Source organism: Legionella cherrii (assembly GCF_900635815.1).
GTDB lineage: Bacteria > Pseudomonadota > Gammaproteobacteria > Legionellales > Legionellaceae > Legionella > Legionella cherrii.
On record NZ_LR134173.1, the window covers coordinates 1,952,351 to 1,971,854 of the forward strand.

Genomic DNA, 19,504 nt, shown 5'->3' on the forward strand with positions numbered 1-19,504 from the left:
ATACATCTCTGAAAAGCTAATCCAGCACAGCCCTCCGAAGCCCCACAGCTTGTCCTCGATATTCAGGAGCGAACCCTCAAACAAGAATCCCGGGGCTAACCGGGAACAATTCGTTGGGGGGGGGCGTGGACAGGGGTGTGAGTAAGAGGCAGGTGCTTCACCACACCAAGCCACATTTTAAACTGGAGGAAATAGATCCTGAAACTTAACACGAGTTTTAACGTGAAGCGCTTTTTTCCTTTTCTTGGATAAATCAAAAATCTTATAGATTATGATGGGAACTATAAAGCTCACCATGCCTATATAGAAAGCAAGTTTATAGGTGGGATCTTTATTCAATACCAAGAAAAACAAAGCAATGAGCATGAGTACAATTGCCAAAATGCCGGTATAGGGTGAATAGGGCGTCACGTAGCGCAGATTTTCGGTAGTGTATCCCGCTTGGTATAGACGATTTCTAAAGCGAATTTGTGATGTGCATAAAGAAATCCATGCCAATGTGCCGGTAAATCCAGATACTAGAAGTAGGGCGATATAAAGTTTTGTTTGTCCAAAAAAGTAACCTACACCTAAAAGAATCCAGATGAAAATTAAGGTTGCGATGACCGCATTTTGAGGTACTGAATTATGATTGAATTTAGCAAAAGTGTGCGGTGCCATACCATCACGTGCCAAGGCATTTAATGCCCGCACGGTGCCATAAAATCCGGAATTAGCACAAGATAAAGTTGCACTTAGGGTCACAAAGCTGGTCACAGCACCAGCCCATTTTAGATTGTAAAAGTTGAGTGCATCAGCAAATACAGAGTTTGATAACCCTGCTTTTTGCCAAGGAAAAATTAAGACCAGACAAAATACGGGGATGATATAAATAAAAAGAATTCTTAACGTTACATTTCGAATGGCGTGAGGGATCATGCGCGCCGGATTTTCTGATTCCCCAGCAGCAAGGCCAATAATCTCGGAGCCTTGGTAGTTCACCAATAAAAGAACCATGGCGGTCAATAAGGACATGGTTCCATTGGGAAGCAGACCTCCATCACCAAAGATGTATTTGGAGCCAATAAACCCACCCGATTCTGGGCCATGGATGAGGCCAAGGAAAATTAGAATGGCTAAAATAACAAAGCCTAATAAAGCTAAGATTTTTATTAAAGCAAGCCAAAATTCGATTTCTCCGAATGTATCGACTTTAGCAAGATTGATGTAGGTTATAAGTAAACCAAAGCAAACAGCCCATACATAACCATTTACCCCCGTAAACATCTCCATGATTATGCCCCCTGCAACGCATTCCGCAGGGATATACGCCACCCAACTGATCCAATAAGACCATCCTACGCCACAAGCAACTGATGGGGAAATAAAATCAGCAGTATAGGTTACAAAGGAGCCTGAGATAGGAATTGCCACCGCAAGCTCACCCATGCACAGCATGGTTAGAAAAATAATCAATCCGCCCAGGATATAAGCTAAAAATACAGCAGGGCCAACCAGGTTAATTACTTCCCCCGTGCCTAAAAAATAACCCGAACCGATAATTCCCCCCAAGGCTATAAGTTGCACGTGGCGGTCTTTCAATCTTCGGCTGTAACCACTGTCTTTAATGGGTTTATCTATTGCTATCTTGCTCTTTTTCACGGACTGTTTGTTTCTCACAGGTTGTCATATTTTTGGGTGACGCTATGTTATATTCATCTTTAATAATTTAAAACTAAATTTTTTCTATTTACACTAAATTTTTTAGTAAATGGATAGAAAAAATTAATTAGGACGATATTATAAATCATTTTTTAACTGTTTGAATATTTTTTCGCTAAATTAATAAAAATTATTACAAGGCAAACCTTAGTTTGAAGATTCATAGAAGATCAGACCAATGAAACAGAATATAATCCATTGTTTTTTGATAAAAAATATTAGTCTTAAGCGATACGCACAGTTGCATCATCATTTAACTTAAGTATACTTTTCCTTGAGCCGCTGTAGCTCAGTCGGTAGAGCAGTTGATTCGTAATCAGAAGGTCTGCGGTTCGATTCCGCGCAGCGGCATAATAAAATCAATAGGTTAAGTTGAGTTTTATTTGTTAAATATAATCTTAATGGGTACTTTGATGGGTACTTTTTGCATGGTGAGCTTCGGATTTTTCCTAACTCAAACGCAGAGCAAGGACCCTATAATTTTCAAAGTTCCTAAATCATAAGCATGGCGTTAAACCATTGTTTGGGGTCTTCTGGTTATTTCTAACACTCCTGAAGATTATCAATAATTTCATTTTCATCAAACCATCCTTGGGATATTGCATGACTTTTTACTTTTATTGGATCCTTTGAGTAAGCAATAATTGCTAAACTTTCTTCAGCACGGCTACAGGTTACATAAAAAAGTCTGATAGTTCTATCAACAGTTGTTTCTTTACCTTCCTGTATATTTTTTTTATCAGCCTCTGTAAGTTCTTTAGCACAAAACAATTTTTCATAACTGAAGAGGAATCCACGTGATTCCTCATCGTCCAGAATGACCATTACACGAGGGAATTCTAGGCCCTTTATTCCTTGATGTGTGCCAAATCGAGAGTTATCGGATATATAATTGAAATAAGCCTCAAATTGAATGAACGAACTCTTTAGAGCGTTATCCCAAGCGTTAATGATTTTATCCTCGTCGGAATGATTTTCGAGGGAAATAGTCTGCATATTTTCCTGGGTTTTTAAACGTGCAGCAATTGGCATGTAAATATTAGGAATTTGAAATAAATCGCTCTGATATATTTCATTAAGAATTTGAATTAATGAGGGGCTATTACCTTCATTCCACAAGTCGTAAAGTTTTTGCACTGCTGCGTTAGCTGTAATTATTTTTTCACGGGGAGTTAAACTTTTTTTTATTACCTCCTTTGAAAGGAGAGGAGAGTATTTTTTAACGATTCTTGAAACTTGAAATTTATCATTAGCCCGTAATGCATTAATTAAAGGAAGAATTTGATTACTAAACAATGATATTCCTTGAAGGGTTCCATCAAGTACACCAGTTTTGAATTGATCAATCTCATAAAGGGGGTTGAAGAAATCGGAAAATCCACCACGTTTTGCTGCCATGTGATGTTCAATGGTCAGTATTTTTACTTCATTGCTCAACTCTTTCCAATTAGTGTCACCTGTTATTTCAGCCATCTTTTCTGAGACTCTAAATTCAAATGCTGTTTTATCAAGATCTTTTTTTGTATCTGCGATAAATAAACGTACAAATCCATATTCTGACTTAGCAGACTCTTGAACCTGAGCATCAACTGCTGATCTGATTTGGTTGATAAGTTTGATAATTCTCTTAGGACATCGGTAGTTGATTTTCTTTTCTGGTTTTGCCCAAGAGATTGGTATATTTTGACCCAAATTAGACTTTCCATCTGTATATATACGTTGCATCGTGTCACCAAATAGTCCAAGCGAGAAAATATCCGAGTGCATTTTCTGTATTTCAAAAAAAGCATCAATTAGCTCTTTTTTAGTGTCTTGGCTTTCATCAATTAAAAGGATTGGGAATGTTCGAACTAAAATTTTCCTCATAAGGGAATGAGTCATTAGGAAGTCTACTGTTATACTTATGACTTCTGTATGATTAAGCGAATCTTTGGAATTATTATCTCCATTAGGATTGTAAATAAATTTCTTGATGCTTTCTAAAGAATTAATTCTGTCTAACTTTGAATTTATTTTTCTTGACCTATCTTCTGAAGTTTTAGAACCCGGACGGCCTTTTCCTTGAGCTTCATTAAGTTCTGCAATCTCTGATTTTAGATTGTTTTTTAACCATTCTTTTATGTCACTCTGATATGGCTTAATTAATTCCCAAGCGAAACTGTGTATAGTTGATATTGAAAAAGATGGATCAAAATCAAGCCGACGTTTTATTTCATCACATGCGGCATTGGTATATGTGATAATGGCAATTTTCTGTCTTTGAAGCTGTAAGCGTTGAATATTTTTTTCACGGAATTTTTTTAGTACTTCGACCAACGATCTGGTTTTCCCGGAACCTGCGCCTGCAAATAAAAAGAAGCTTTTAGGATTATCCAAGTTAAGACAATTGTATATTTCTTCATCAACGCACATAGAATAATCTGGTTCATCCATTTACTCACCTATTTTTGTTTCACTCTGTACAATATAATCCTTATTCCTCAGACTTATCTTTTGCTCTAGCCACTTTAATCCTTCGTGGATATATTGTGGTGGTACTAGATGACTTGGATCAGTGGAATAGAGGAGCTCGAGTGCCATTTCAGCCTTCTTACCAGTTTTAAGATCCTCAAACATTTTCTCACATGCTTCTTTAAGAGTAGGTTTATTTATTGCTTCTACCATTCTCTTCATTAAACCTCGGGCATCTTTTTTACTTCTGAAAAACTCAAAATTGCTAAACACTAAAGCATCTTCAAAAGTGTAGGGGATTACATCTTGTTTCTTATTATTTTCCAATGTTACAGCTAGAGAATACTGATAAGCCACCCGGATTTTACCATCACCAGATTCTTTATTTTCATCACTGGTGTTTAATACTTTATCCAATTCATCATTTTTGGGAATCCACTTTTTAAGAGTTTCATTTCCTGTTAGTTGGTTTTTGCCTATTTCTGGAAGTGCTTTTTGGCGACCAATAAGCGAATCAAGATCAGTTATGACAAGTGTTAATAATCCTAATGCTTCGATTAAAGGTTTTAATCGATGTGCGTGACTCCCTCCAATTTCTAGCAAAGAGATATAGCTTTTTGCTAAAAGAGGAAACTTTGAGCAAATAAAATGTGGAATAAGCATTCTTTCTGCAGGTCCTTCTACCAAAATTGCAGCATCAGCAAAAAAAAGATCGCAGTGAGTTGTTTTAAGATATCGAGTTGCAAATTTTGATGTATCAGTATCACTACCAAAAGTTTTAGTGAGATTTACAACAGTTGCACTTGGGACAGGATTATCACCTTCCGCTGGATGTCTTTGGAAATAGCGTAGGCATGTGAAATCAATTTCATGTGCTATGTGACTGGAGTGGGTGCTTACAACCATTTGTGTGTGAAAATGTTTATTATCACCTAAACTGTCATGATTTCTTAATACTCTGTAACTATTTTTAATGAAAACCTGCTGTACCTGTGCATGTAAATGTGCTTCTGGTTCCTCAATGAGCACAAGATGTAAAGGTTCCATAAATTTATCAGAATCGTTCTTTTTTTTGCCGGCTTTTCCGACACGCATCCATTCATCTCTGAACCGGATTAAATGAAAAACCATTGATATAAGATTTTGGTAACCTAGTCCGTTGTATTGCTCTGGCAACCTTAATGGCATAACCCCTGATAAATCATCATTTGTAATAACAGAGAACTGTACTGCTGCATTATGATTAAGTCCTCCAAGAGGATCTACTTTACTTGATAATACAATCTGTGGATTGCCAAACCCTGGATAATTAAGTCCTTGAAGTTCACATAACGCGGAGTTAAAACTCACTTTTAATTTTTCATCGAAAGCAGCTCTAGCCATATCAATAGCAGAGAGTGCGTCTAGATCATTTTCATCAGGTAATTCAGTTGGATCTAGATGTTTACTATAATATTGTTTAAGTTGTGAGGAGAGTCGCCTATTTGAATTTGTGGAGCCTTCATCCGCATTTACATCTGAAAACCCACGTTGAGCATTGATAATATCAATTTTGATAAGGCCATCAAACGGCTCAAAATCAAGAGGTTCTATTCCTAAAGGAAGACTTTGAATATCAGATTGTTTTTCCGGATCGAGTAGGTATGCATTAATAATAAAATATTTATGCAATTCTCGGTTCAGGAAGTCGTGCATAGATTTTGGCCATAAGGAAATTGATAAGTGTTGGTCTTCACTTTTATCTACATTATGCTTTTCGGTTGTATCTCGTGCGGTTACATAAGCTTCCGTAAATCCATTATAAAGAACCTCAATATTTTTAGGTTCAAAAATAAGCCGAACTCCAAGTAAATCGCCAGTCCAATCAAGTGTTGGTAATAAGTGACTGACATAGTGGATTTCATCATCTTCGATCTTAATCCATACATCTATAGCGGGTAGAAATGGAACCCAAGATGAGGTTGAAAAAAGCATCTTATTCTCATCAGTGTTAACAATCCAACTCTCCGCAATTTTATTTATTTCTACCCAGTTTGATAGCGTGAAATCACTTGTGGAAATATCTCTCCTTTTAGAACACTTCAGGAATAGTATTAAGGCATCCATAGCTGAAGTTTTACCACTGTTATTGGCACCAACAAAAATAGTTTCTTTTTCAGAAAGTTCCACACGACAAGTTTTCAACTTCCTAAAATTTTGAATGTCAATATGAGCTATTTGCATGACTTAACCTTATTATTCAAATTTTTCTTTATTAAGATGGGAGTTTTTAGATAATAGTATACGAAAAATGGATTGCACAATTTTATATCCAACCTTAAATAAAGCTAACTTAGTTAACTTGTTGGTTGTGCTTAATTTATTTAATTTTTCGATTCAAATAAATTACAATTGCAATGATTTTGCATGAAATTTGATAGTCAATATGAGTATTTGCCCAATCTTCATTTAATGCAATTAATTCATAGACTGGTTCTGTTTTAGAAACAGATAATTGCTTATATTTTCGGATAATAACTTCTTCTTCATTTCCAATTTGAGCAACAACAAAATCCCCTGGATTTAATTTGGCATTAGAATTTAAGATTAGAATATCATTTGTTCTAAATTCAGGCTCCATACTGCTGTCTTTAATTTGTAGTGCAAATGCATTTTCATCAACTTGGTTTGCAATTTCCGGACTAATAGGAACAAATGTTAATTTTTCGGGATGGAGTTCATTTTTTATTTTATCAATATAAAATTTTGGATCACATGCTTGTTTGTAGTCCAGTAAAGGGATTAATGCACCAACTCCAGCATTTCTGCTAATTTCACCATCTCGATCATCAGATAATCCCATCAGAAAAGCAGGGGACACTTCTAACGCTTTTGCTAACTGCGTAATTTCTTCTGGACCAGGAGTCCTTTCTCCACGCTCATAATTGTTGATTCGCGAAATATTTAAATTTTCGGTCAATTCTGCCAATGCCTTCCTAGTCAGCCCTTTGGTTGTACGTTCATGTTTTATCCGTTGTCCAATTTTTTCTTTGACGTTCATATTGTTACCGAGCCTTACAATTTCTGAGAAATAAACAATTAGCAGATATTGACATTAATTTAATGCGTGCTAAATTATACTCTATTTGAGTTAAATTACCCTATTTGAGTATTTATATATAATCCATCGTCTAAAAGATAACACAATAAGAACTTTATGACGATAGGAAGAGGGCGAAGTGAGTAAATGGATTTTAATATTAATTATAAATTATACGATTAGCTCATCAAAAGACATTAAAAGTCAGAACTTTTCACGAGATCAGGTTCGAAGAGCAGTATATGGTTTAGTTCGTGTGGGAGTTATTACTGTACAGTCTGAGGGGATGTATTTAATTTTAAAATGCCAATTAGCGACAAGGCATTATTCCGTCCAAAATAAAGCCGCCATAAACCCGCCACAGAAAGCCACCATAAACCCGCGCGAGGAGTTCCTTGTAAATACTGGCTTATCTGAGTTTGAGCCATTAAAAGCCGACATAGGCGAATCTCAAAAAGCCGCCATACCTCATAAAGATAATATTTATATTTGTTTATTATTGCAATTCGAAAAATTTTTGCTGCTTTATCCTGAGAAAAATTCCTATTTAGCATGGAACGCTTTTTAGCTTCTAAATCCTGACAATTCATTATTCAAAAAAATCTTCAACACATTAACACCGGAAATTCAAAACATTGAAGAAAAACAAGTAAATGATATTTGGTTGGGAAGATGAAGTGACCCCGAATCAAAACCAGGAGAAGAAATATGCAGAGAATAGGCAAAGTACTCGAATTGGGTCAACAAAAGAGATTTTCTGAAATCAATGTGAAGTAGATACTGAACCAACAAAAACAATGTCATTTCATTCAAGTAATGCCAATAGTCAAGCCAAGGGCATGGATGATTTTTCTCAAAGCTCGCAGCTCTATGGCTATATCTGGTGAACGCTGTTTAAACAATGATGCATTTTGGTGAATTTCGGTGAATTGGTGGTGAATGAGTGGTGAAGAACCAATCTCTAATGCAGTAGGGTAAAGGATTATTCTTTCACCACTTGCTTCACCATGTGTTCACCGTCATTTTTTGCTTTTAATTTGCAAAATAAATTAAAAAATAGTTATTAATCATATAGATATGATGCATATTTTTGTGATGCGATAGGTGTGTGTGTATTGTATTCTAAATTCATTTTTCCTGGAGATAGAGATTTTTAATCTGTATGGGAAGTTCTGATCTGAATATTTCTAGAGCGCAATACAATTGCGTGAATGTGATTGACAATTTATCAAAAATAATTGCATTCATTTGTTGATTGTTAATACTCGTTATGATTTAATAAGTGCTCGAAACGAGTAATTAATTGGATTGAGTGAGTATACAGGAGTAACCATGAGAGGACATCAATTTAAACAGCAAATATTGTTCATCAGGGATGTTGAGCAAATTATTGGCCGAAACAGACTGACGCTACGGAGATGGTGGGCAACTGGAAAATTCCCTAAGCCTGTGAAGTTGAATAATAGTGTACTATCTTGGCACTATGATGTTATTGAGCAATGGATACATCAAAATCTTTATTTGAACAATTAATTTACTATTCAACTTTCTGTGGCCTATGAACAAATACAGTCATACTCATCAAACTCATTCACCGAGACGCCCCATCTTTTATTCCTCTAATGTTTCCATCTGTGCTAGTGCTTTAATGCGGCGTTGCTCACAATGGATACTATTAATCACTCCATCACTTCCAATAGGTTCAATGCCGAGTTCGGTTAATGAACGAATTAGATCTTGCATAATGGACTTTTTATTCAAAACAAATGTAGAGGCAAAACATCTCCAAAATTTCCATCCAGCACGTTCAAGAATTCTTTGCCGATTCATATCGTCTTCCCACTTTGACGCATCATGGTAGCGATCCCCATCACACTCTATTGCTAATCGTGTGTCATTATGGCCTTCCACTACCATGTCCAATCGGTAATTTCCGACTTTTACTTGAGGAATAACTCGATAACCACGTTCAACCAGTAAATCATAGATTTCTATTTCGAAACCTGACTCACAGAGTTCACGAAGATTTTTTACTTTTATTTCATCCTGAGCAAAAGGCGAATTAAAATGCTCAATCAAACCACGCCGTAATCGATCCACGGTACTTAAATCCTGTAGTTCAACACTTCGTACCAAATACATTCGATCACGAGCTCGAGAGGCAGCTACATTAAATCGTTGAGCATATGAATCGCGAGTATCGGCTTTAACGTTTTCTCGAGTAGCAACCATTGATAAAAACATAATATTTCGTTCTTTACCTTGGAACGTGAGAGCATCCCCGCAAGTAATTTGGTGATTTGTTATTTTATCGGGTGAGATCTTTTGTTGAATTAGTTCCCATATTTTTCTTGCTTGTTCATTACCTAACAATGAAACTACACCAATTGTCCTGTTTGCCATGTTTGGGTCGTCACAGATTCTATCTATCTCATCAACAATAAATTTTGCTTCGGCAATATTCTCTTTGTTATTACGGAAGCCATCCTCAATGATAATATCTACTAATGGTGGATCAAGGCGTTCTGATTTTGTTGGTAATCGTAATGGTTTGAGTTCATGGTTGTAAAATTCACGTTTTGAATATTCAATAATAGGAGTTACACAACGAAAATGCTCACGTAACATAACTTGTGAATCAGCGAAAACAACTTTACACAGATCATAGATTGATCGTTCGGGTGACATGGCTTGTCTATATATTTCAACTTGATTTGTTAAATATTGAACCATTAAATTATTTATCTTTTCTTCTTCTAAACCAACACCATCGGGTGAAACTTGTTTATCATCTCCAACAACAAGTAATTTATTTGCACGAAGAATAGCCGGGAGTGCGCTCAAATCTGATTGGGAGGCTTCGTCAATAATAACGAGATCAAAACATCCAAGTTCGGGAGGTAATGATTCAGAAATTCTATAATGAGGCATTATCCAGCAAGGTATTGCTTTATTGGTTAGTGCTGCTGCATTTTTAGCATCACGTCGATAACGAATTGCTCGTTTACCTGTGCCTTTCCCTATTTTTGAAATTGCCGATTGAAATGCCTGTAAAGCAGCTCTAATGTCTGGTGTTGCATTCTTGGATAATTTTAACCATGTACGTTTAGCCACAGTATCTTGATAGGTTTTTGCTAATTCCCGTTCAATCTCATGTCTTTGAGATGTTAACTTTTTAAACTCATCGAAGTGATTAATTGAATGAAAGTAATTTGCTAAACGGCGAAGGCGCCAAGCTTGTTGCCAATCATCAGGAAGTAAATGATCTATTGTACCCTCTAATGGATTTTCCTGGAGCTTTCGTGCCCATTGAGTCGCGCCAGATTGCGATATTAAATCAGTTATGGATTGTACGTCATCAAAAGCAGGTTTAAGATTTTGAATACGTCGTAATTCTTCAATCAAGCTTGTCCATTGGTTTTGTAGTTCAATATCGTTAAGCGATGGATCACCCAATGTTTCAGAAAGAAATGTTCTGATTGCATCTGAAATTGGACCATTAAAGTCAAATGTACTGTTGAGGATATTTTCCCTATCGGACCAGGCTTTTGATGAGTGATAGTAATTTATATTTTTTTCAAAAAAATCTACTAACTCAAGCAAGCGATGATCATTTTCAAAAAGATCATCATATAAGTTGTTTTGTAATAATGAAGCTGACTGTTCTAAAATCTCTGATTCAAGCTCCTTACTCTTTTTAATTGCTAAATAAATATCCAGATCTTCTTTTATCAGTTTTAAAGAGTTATCTTGCTCTTCATTAACTAATGTGAAGATTGACATTCCTGTAACAACTGAATTCCATCTCAAAATCAGTTCATTAGTTCGGTTACAAAATAAAACATAACGGTATATATATAGCCATTCTTCTTTGGTCTTGGCTGGTTTATTTAAAATAAAAATCTCATCAATTTTTTTAATTAATGATCGTTTAGTTAATATCCCACTTATACCAAACGGTTGCTTATCTTGGCTTTTATTGGCAATTCCTTGAATAACGTCCTCGGTTAATTGAAGATCCTTGGGTATTGAAAGAGGTTTTTCTAAAAAAGAACTTTTTTCAATATGTAATTCATTAACGTCAGCAGAAATTTTTTCGATAATATCTATTATTTGAGCTGTATCTGTACTTTTCAAAGAAAGGGCTAATGATTTAACCCAAGATTTATTTGCAGCGTCAATCTGCTTTCTTAGGTTTTGCAACTCATAAATGCACTGCAGAACGGATTCAATTACAGAAATATCTGATGATATGTCTACAAACTGAAGAGAGTTGTCAGATAAAACCTCTTCTTTCAGAGTTTTGTTTTTTAATAATTTGGTATGTAAATTTAAAATGGTACTAAGTTTCGGAATTTGTTCAAGCTTAGGTAATGATTTATTAAGATAAATAAGATCTGTTTGTAATTTACGTCGGGCTTCTCTCAAGTGAACTATGTCAGTATTATCGAAACTTGGTTTATTTTCATCAGCGATGGTAATTAAATCGTCAAGCCAATTAAATTCCCCATCTGCTTCAGCTATTTCTTGAGCAGCTTTTTCTGGGTGAATCTCTTGACCATCCATGTAGATAGACTGAATATTATTAATAGCCCAATTTGAAATTGATCGATCGACCCATGCTAATTGAGCATGAAGTTTATCAATAAATATCTCGTCATTTCTAATTTCACTTTCTAATTCAACACGATTAATAGTCTGTAGCTCTTGAGCAATTTTAGAAATTGCAAACTCAAACTGTTTCATTCCATCCTGTTCATTAGTTAAAAGCGAAATAGCAAGAGGTTGGATTGAAGTAGGTAGTTTTTCTTTTAGTACAGATAGAGCTGGTTCTTTCATCGATGTAACAAGTACGCGTTTACCATTTGCCATATAATGAGCAATAATATTTGCGATAGTATGTGTCTTGCCTGTACCCGGAGGACCTTGTACAACAACTCCATTGGAATGTTCTAATTTTTGAACAATTTTTACTTGCTCTTCGTTAAAAGGAAGAGGAAAAAATAATTCTTTAACTTCCGCAGTTTCTGAGGTTGAGGAATAGCTGATAGTTGATAAGCCTCGAAAGTTAGTAAGCTTTATCTCTCGATGCTCATTTAAAGGCTCTGTGACAATTTCTTTGATAATGCTTGTTATTTCGGGGTTAGTTTCATCTTTAAATTGTTTTTTGAAATTTTCTAAGTCTTGAATATAAAGACTCTTACTACGAGGTCTGGCAAATAAAATCCATGTATCAGTAACTTTTAATTCTTCACCGGCCTCGGGTAGTTTGCGGTCATCTTCTTTGGTTTGGTTCGGCCAATAAACGCCTTTAGAATCCAAATGTGTAACTGCCAATTGTAACTGTGGTTCATATGAAAGTCGTTCAAATGGAGATAAGTCTTGAGATTGCTGTGAAATCATATCATTGTATGCTTTCTGAAAGTCAGTTACCCCTATATTATCTATAGACATATACACATCAATTTCAAAAACTGGCTCGACAGATCGCCTTGGACGAATTTCTATGGCCATATCTTTTTGATTTAATGAAATTTCAGCCGACTGAGTAATGAGAGGATATCTAATATTGAATTCTGTTCTTTTCCATATACCAAGTCCAATTCCCCATACTAATTCAATTTGTGTATCGGTAATTGCTCCTTCAAGTTGTTGTTTCAGTGTAAAAAGCTCAGAATATAATTTGATTGTAAGTCTACGTTTTTTTTCTTCGGTTGACCAAATAGTCCATTGATTTTTAATGTAATTTTGAAAGAGAGTTTCTATAGTATCGCGATCTTCATATTCAGATAAAAGAATTATATTCTGTTGTTTTTGTGAATTCTCAGTACCAGGATCGATAGAGTCATAAATTTTATCTGACTCAACAGCTTTTTTTAACTGAGGTTCTGTTTCAGCTTTATTTGATATATCTAACCATACGATTAATCGATCATCTTCCGGTATTGGTGGTGATGTTTCGATTAATCTTTCAATTCGTAACCATACTTCATCTTGCTCGTCTTCACTCGTGTCGAAATGCACTCCTGGTAAAGCAATTAATTCATGCTCAAAACGTTGAAATATTCCATGCTTACTGACATCTTTGATTGGGTTAAGTTTTAAACGAGCAGATTGCTGAGCAAATTCAATAAGAGATAAAAAGCGTTCCTGTTCTATAGTTCTAGGAGTAGTTACTTGTTGAATAGACTCATCGACATCCGCATTGGAGTAATTTTGCATTAATGACCTCAAACCTTTAGCTCGTTTGTTTTATCTTGGATGTTGATTACACAACATCAAACCCATAGAAATTCTTGTCTCACAATTCCATATCTGTATTTTTAGGAGTTAAGAGTGTTTTGATCTAAATTTGATCGAGTGCGCAATATTACATCAATGATGCATTTAATTCCATCTATACGAAATGCATAAGTTGCTCATTTGGATTTAAAATTATCCTTTGTGTGAAAAAAATTATTCATTAATTCCACAGAAGATGATTTTGCCAATTATTTGGTATCCCCATTGAGCTTGCACTCCATTTATATTTCGCCAATATTGGAAGAATTAGCTCTTCATAGGATTTTGCCCACTGTTGAGTTTTATCAGAATGGTTCAATAAGTATTTAAGGATAAGTAGAATAAAAAAGGAACGATCACTTCTTGGGGTTATGGGTGGAAGCCATGCTTGATCAAGTCCATCCAATTTTGGCCTAATTGCAAGTTCTTTATTCCAAAGTCTACCGTGGTGTGCGCATATATTTCGGACGTAAGTTAGAAAATGCAGGAAATTAGCCAATGTTTTGGGATGCAAATTATATTGGGTTTCAGCAATTACTCGTTTATCTTCATTTTTTAAGCCTTTATATAAAAATGAAAGTGAACCGAAAGACGTAACTTCGGTTGCCATCCAAACGGGAAGGGTAGGGAAGCCTTCATATTTATCCATAAAATGTTCTATAAAGGGTTCTTTGGAGCGAATGATTTCGTTTTGTATCTGTAAAAGCCAAGTTTTATGTTCAAACTTGTTATGAAAATTTTCGCTTTTCTCTAGAGCAAATGCACCATAATGATGGGCCAGATGGTAGGTGATATGTGTTCTTATCGATATTTCGATGCGTTCTAAGGCATCCATAATATGGAGCCTTAACTTCCTATCAAACTCGTATAGCTCGATGATGTTTTCAAAGAAAATATTATCTTGAAACTGATTAAGGAGGTTTCCTTGTTTATCTCTTTTTTTGAAAGGTATCCAATACGCACTCAAACGGTAGTAACTAATATTGGATAAAGTAATTAAGGCTTCTTCTTCATTATTGACGATTAGTCCACGATCTTTTAATTGTTCCAGTTGTTCCTGAAAACTAAGGGCGGGCTTGAGGTATTTTATTTTTGTTTTTGTGGTCATAGCGCACATATAAAAAAACCGCCAAGGTTACGCAAGAGCCGAAACTCTCTAGGCGTGGCGGTTATGTTATCTAAATTATACATTCTTGATCACGTTTTTGTAAAGCGACTGTGACTTCAGAATTATATCCAATGCATTCTTGAATGCATATAGCCCATTTCTCCAGAGCCTCTTTTCTCTGGGGGAGCATTTCATTCTTGTTATAGGTTGCCATAATTTTAGGCATCTTATGTCCTAAACATTTTTCAATTACAACAGGGTCTACATGTAAAGACTCACCCAATTGTGTGGCAAAAGTACGGCGTAGATCATGAGCAGTCCACTCAGGTATCCCTATTCGCGTTTGGATTCTTCTGATTGCTCTAGGAAGAGCATGTTTATCAAGAGGTTGATTCTCGATCAAACCAGGTAAGACAAATAATGAGGTGGTCACGCTTTTCAATTCTTCAAATATTGATTTAGTTAAATTGGTTAAATGAATTTTAACTGTTACTGCACCTTTGGTATGTTCGGGAGGGATTGTCCATAGTGAATTGTCAAAATCAATATTTTTCCACTCTGCTAGTCGAATTTCAGCGGATCTAACTCCAGTAAGGATTATTATTTTGATCGCATTTTTTGTTTGCAAAGACATATGGCATAAATCGCTGTTCAAAAAATGCCAAATCTTGTTAATTTCATCTAGGGTGAGATAACGTTCTCGAGGTTTTTCAGGCCCACCGATATCACGTGCACGTATATGGGTAGCAGGGTTTTGTTGCATTCTACCTCTGCTCACAGCGTAATTAAATAACTGTTTTAATGTACTCAAGATCCGATTGGCAAGAATAGGAGCCCCACGTTTAACGATAATATCCAAAGCCATTGAAATGTCTAATGGTTGTATTTTTTCCAATTCTAAATCGCCAAGAAGGGGAATGATATCGGCCTCAATTTGATATTTAATTTGGAGTGGCTGCTTACGGTTTTTTTCAACATAATTCTCATACCATGACGTTACAAGCTTTGCGACGGTATACTTTTCTCTATTTAGTTCCTGCTCAATAAGTAGTTTGGGATTAGTTCCAGTTCGGCGTATTTCTCTTAACTCACCAAAGCGCTTTCTGGCTTCAGCGAGTCCCATATTAGGATAATGGCCGAAGATAATATAATCTTTCTTATTATTGATCTTATAGCGATAGATCCAGCTTTTTGTTCCGGCTGGATAAATTAAAATACCAAACCCTCCACCTTCAAATTTTTCCACTCTTTTCTCTTGAGGTTTTATCCTCTTAATAAAGGTGTCTGTAAAGTTAATCATGAATAGTCCTAATTAATATTCAATGGGTACTTTAGTGGGTACTTTTTACTGTTCTTACATGAAAATAATGATAACTCTTTGATACTGATAATAACGATAAAGTTATTAGCTGGCAAGGATTTATGGGGTGTTTTGAGTTTTTTTAATACTGGTTGATATCAATAAAAAATTGTTTCGTAATCAAAAGGTCGGGAGTTCGATTCTTCCCAGCGGCATTGTAAAATCAATAAGTTACAAGAATTTCTCTAAATAATCCTCATTGTAAGCAAGCGTAGGTCGGGCGCTTCGCCCGGCACTTCACTTTTCTTCATCGCATCCTCAAATCAAAATGGTTAGATAAACTCTCCTAACGTATTCTATAGTCAAAACAACATGAGTTAATGAAATGTCGGGCGAAGCGCCCGACCTACGCTTGCTGTTTTGCTGCCTAGTTACAAAGTATTTACATTGTTCCATAAGTTAATCTGGATTGGGGAAAATGTTGTAACGGTGTACTTTCATTTACAGTAATAACAATTTCCCTACGTGAAAAAATTGAATATGCTGATAATTTTTCATTATTTGTTACGTCTCGTCGTATTACCTTTAATGCCTCAATACAACGCGTAAATATATTAATGGTATCATCCAGGTACTGATCCTGTTTTAACAAGCCAATATCTTGCAATAATTGCACGTGAACTTCATGATGAATTGAGGCGTGAACCCCTTGCATATCAGCCAGCTTATTCGAAATGAGCTCCAATCTTTGAATAAAGCGTTGATATTCAAGATTTGAAATCTTTTTTTCTATATTCCAAAAATTAGCAGAGCATGCAGATATCCCGACTACAGGAATAAGAAGAAGCCAAGGTGTCAATATTACAAGAGCCCCGTATAAGTCAACCTGCTCTCTATAATATCCTCTTGTTTCATAGTCAAGCACTTCTTTATGAGATTCCAAATATTGGTAGGCATCAACAGCACGATAAATAAAATATAATATAATGACTAGTGAACAACAAATAGATCCACCTGACATACTGATTGTTGCCGCCCTAAAACATGGATCAGCTTGTGGAGTGCGTCTTTGTAAGTCAGCTAAATAATCTTCCATCTGCTTAATCAAGCAATTCAAAACAATCCTATCATTATTTGAATGTTGGTAGTGATAAGTGATTGCAGATGAAGGAAAGGCTTTCGAAATATTGCTCCTTGCTACAGTATTCAGATTTCTGTCTGATTTTAAATGATCTTTGAACGCTCGCGGCATCTCCACTAATATGGAGTCAGGGATGACTTCTTGTCCTATCATTAAGACAAAGTCTTCGTCATTTTTATCACCACGATCTTCAACTATTTCTTTACCTTTTTCTGATTCAAGAGATCTTTGATCTGACTCGATAAAAGCATATCCCCTAGCTTCATATGATAATATTTGATCTTTTGGTACGCTCACACTTTGCAGATATAATGCCCTTGGAGTCATTCTTGGATTACATAAATAATTGGCTTTTACTAACTCGAACAAGCTAAGAGTTCCGCTATATCGTATATAAATACTTTTTTCCATGGCATCATATTTGTCTTTTTGTTCTTCGAATAACTGAGCATAAGCACGTAAAAATTGTGCCCTCTCTCTGCTTTTAAGACGAAGCAAAATATGTTCTTGATCGGTGATAGGAAGTTGGCAATGCAACATAAATGGTGTGATATTTTCATTATTGAAAAGATGTAGGTCTGCTCCATTTTCAAATAGTATTGCTATGATCTGAACGTAATTTTTTATTGACTCCTCATCTATTGGTTGATCTTTCCTGCAATCCAATAGTGCCAGATAGCATTTATGCAATGCTGTATTACCATCATCATCTGCCTGATTAATAAATTCATTATCTTTATCTGAAATGACATGATGAAATAAAATATCTATGATTTTATGCTGACCAAGCGAAGCTGTTTTATGTAAAAGTGAAGATTTATATAGGTCACATGCAAAAATCAAAGTTTGTTGCTCGTCCTTTTTTGCCTGATTTAGTAGCTTAATAAAAATATCGCAAAATGAATCTTTTGCTGCATACCAAAAAACCGTTCTTAATTCATGGTCTTTTGTATAAATCACTTTATTATTTTTCATTTCATTAAATAAAAAGTTAGATAGTTCCTCATTACCAGTTGCTAAGGCAAGATGTAAAAGCGTTTTATTGTCATCATCACAAGCAAATAAAGAAGCCGGCGATCGTTCATTGATTAACTTCACCAGGTCTATCACATCCTCGTAGTTATTTTCTTTAATAGCTTTAATTAATGCATCTACTAAATAGTGTCTCGTGTACATCCATAACTTCCTTAATTGTATATAAAATTTTTAATGTCTTTCAGTTTAATCGATAGATCAGAAAGCTCATAAGAAAAACCTTAGTTAGTACTGTTAATTTCATATTATCTAGAGAGTTCAATGAAATTGAAGTATCAAAAATCAATTATAAAAGCAAACGTCCAAAGATATATAACTTCCTCAAATGAAAATTGGTTATATCCAGAGAAAGATATTAGGTCTAGTTGGGATTTTATGAGCAAGCGTAGGTTGGGTTGAGACCCAACATTAGATTTCTATCAAATCACTTTGCGAAATATTAAATGAAAACAATATGGGACTTTTTAAAATAATTGACGAGCAAAAAGCCAGAATCAATTAAAGTGCTTGCTGCTTTAAGTAAACGCCAACCAGGAGGAACCAAATATAAAAAGAGTTGAGTTGTCATGTTTAAAATTCTCGACCAATGCCCTCGAAATCCAAGAGGCCAGGTTAATACACCCAATGATAAAAAGTTTTGTACCCTAAGATGAGTTTGATGATTGCACCGATGCAATGATTTGCTCAATCTAATCTTGTGATTTTTCAATGACCATTGATCAGTTTTTTGCTAGTGTCATTTAATAACCATGCTCCACTTGGGGACAGCAAGGTTAACTAGCAGTTGTAATAAAATCAATAGGTTAATTGGGGAAAAGGATCATCCACTCTGGTTTGCTGCAAAATCACTAGCATCTCGAAAGTGCTTCGTCCTATGAAATCAATATTGAAAAAATATACTATACTTACTACCGGATGTATCTGATCTTCGCTCTGCAATCTGTATCTTCTGACTTAAGGATTAAGGAAAGGAGTATTATTAATGAACAACCTTATTAAATCACTGTTACTTTTTTCATCCATTTGTTTCACAATCTTTACTCCAGCCATTTTGTTTGCCGATGATTGCAACGTAGACAACTGTAAAGGTGCAAAGTCTTCAGATGAAATTGACTGCCCCGGTAAAGGATGCGGTTGTTATTGCGATGAACACGGAAATGCTCGTTGCAAATGTACTCAACCTTTGGATGAAAATAAAACTAATTCAAACACCAAAACAAACAATTAGTAACCCTTATCCTGAAAATTGTTTTAATTTTGCGATCTTATTTACCTGGTTTATTAGTAGGTTAACTGGGTAATTTCTAATTTGAGGATCGCTAATTAACAGAATTTTTTATATTTTTTTGATTACTCTCTCTAAAATTAAAATTCACTAAACTTATAAAGAAATTATTGTTGATTAAT

Annotated in this window: 11 protein-coding genes and 1 tRNA gene; 4 read left to right on the top strand and 8 right to left on the bottom strand. The window is 35.3% G+C overall.

Annotation, left to right across the window (positions count from 1 at the left end):
* Nucleotides 1-177: 177 nt before the first annotated feature.
* Nucleotides 178-1,641 carry an amino acid permease gene (locus EL022_RS08375; protein WP_028382114.1) on the bottom strand — a complete coding sequence of 488 codons (1,464 nt, stop codon included), beginning with the start codon at nucleotides 1,639-1,641 and terminating at the stop codon, nucleotides 178-180.
* A gap of 338 nt (nucleotides 1,642-1,979) precedes the next feature.
* Between EL022_RS08375 and EL022_RS08380 the strand changes: the two genes are divergently transcribed.
* A tRNA-Thr gene (locus tag EL022_RS08380) sits at nucleotides 1,980-2,052 on the top strand.
* 192 nt (nucleotides 2,053-2,244) lie between these two features.
* Here the strand turns inward: EL022_RS08380 and EL022_RS08385 are convergent.
* From EL022_RS08385 to EL022_RS08395, 3 genes are all read right to left on the bottom strand, one after another.
* Nucleotides 2,245-4,134, bottom strand: coding sequence for a UvrD-helicase domain-containing protein (locus EL022_RS08385; protein ID WP_028382113.1), 1,890 nt, complete (start codon nucleotides 4,132-4,134; stop codon nucleotides 2,245-2,247).
* On the bottom strand, nucleotides 4,135-6,375 hold the full coding sequence (locus EL022_RS08390) for an ATP-dependent endonuclease (protein WP_028382112.1): 2,241 nt from the start codon (nucleotides 6,373-6,375) through the stop codon (nucleotides 4,135-4,137).
* 136 nt (nucleotides 6,376-6,511) lie between these two features.
* Nucleotides 6,512-7,192 carry a helix-turn-helix domain-containing protein gene (locus tag EL022_RS08395; protein ID WP_028382111.1) on the bottom strand — a complete coding sequence of 227 codons (681 nt, stop codon included), beginning with the start codon at nucleotides 7,190-7,192 and terminating at the stop codon, nucleotides 6,512-6,514.
* Between the two features lie 178 nt (nucleotides 7,193-7,370).
* On the opposite strand from EL022_RS08395, the gene EL022_RS08400 reads away from it, so the two are divergent.
* Nucleotides 7,371-7,799, top strand: a complete 429-nt coding sequence (locus tag EL022_RS08400; RefSeq protein ID WP_051544503.1) for a hypothetical protein — start codon at nucleotides 7,371-7,373, stop codon at nucleotides 7,797-7,799.
* Nucleotides 7,800-8,563: 764 nt separating this feature from the next.
* Nucleotides 8,564-8,764, top strand: a complete 201-nt coding sequence (locus tag EL022_RS08405; protein ID WP_019349809.1) for a helix-turn-helix transcriptional regulator — start codon at nucleotides 8,564-8,566, stop codon at nucleotides 8,762-8,764.
* A gap of 78 nt (nucleotides 8,765-8,842) precedes the next feature.
* Here EL022_RS08405 and EL022_RS08410 read toward each other — a convergent pair whose 3' ends face one another.
* From EL022_RS08410 to EL022_RS08425, 4 genes are all read right to left on the bottom strand, one after another.
* The gene (locus EL022_RS08410; protein WP_081776912.1) at nucleotides 8,843-13,453 is read right to left on the bottom strand and encodes an AAA domain-containing protein; all 4,611 of its coding nucleotides are present in this window, start codon (nucleotides 13,451-13,453) and stop codon (nucleotides 8,843-8,845) included.
* A 241-nt stretch (nucleotides 13,454-13,694) separates the two neighbouring features.
* Entirely contained in the window at nucleotides 13,695-14,621 is a 927-nt protein-coding gene (locus tag EL022_RS08415) for an Abi family protein (protein ID WP_051544513.1), read from the bottom strand.
* Nucleotides 14,622-14,691: 70 nt separating this feature from the next.
* On the bottom strand, nucleotides 14,692-15,921 hold the full coding sequence (locus EL022_RS08420; RefSeq protein ID WP_028382108.1) for a tyrosine-type recombinase/integrase: 1,230 nt from the start codon (nucleotides 15,919-15,921) through the stop codon (nucleotides 14,692-14,694).
* Between the two features lie 442 nt (nucleotides 15,922-16,363).
* Nucleotides 16,364-18,238, bottom strand: coding sequence for an ankyrin repeat domain-containing protein (locus EL022_RS08425; RefSeq protein ID WP_028382107.1), 1,875 nt, complete (start codon nucleotides 18,236-18,238; stop codon nucleotides 16,364-16,366).
* Between the two features lie 841 nt (nucleotides 18,239-19,079).
* Between EL022_RS08425 and EL022_RS08435 the strand changes: the two genes are divergently transcribed.
* Complete coding sequence (locus tag EL022_RS08435; protein ID WP_028382105.1) at nucleotides 19,080-19,325, top strand: hypothetical protein; 246 nt, start codon at nucleotides 19,080-19,082, stop codon at nucleotides 19,323-19,325.
* The last annotated feature ends 179 nt before the right edge of the window (nucleotides 19,326-19,504 follow it).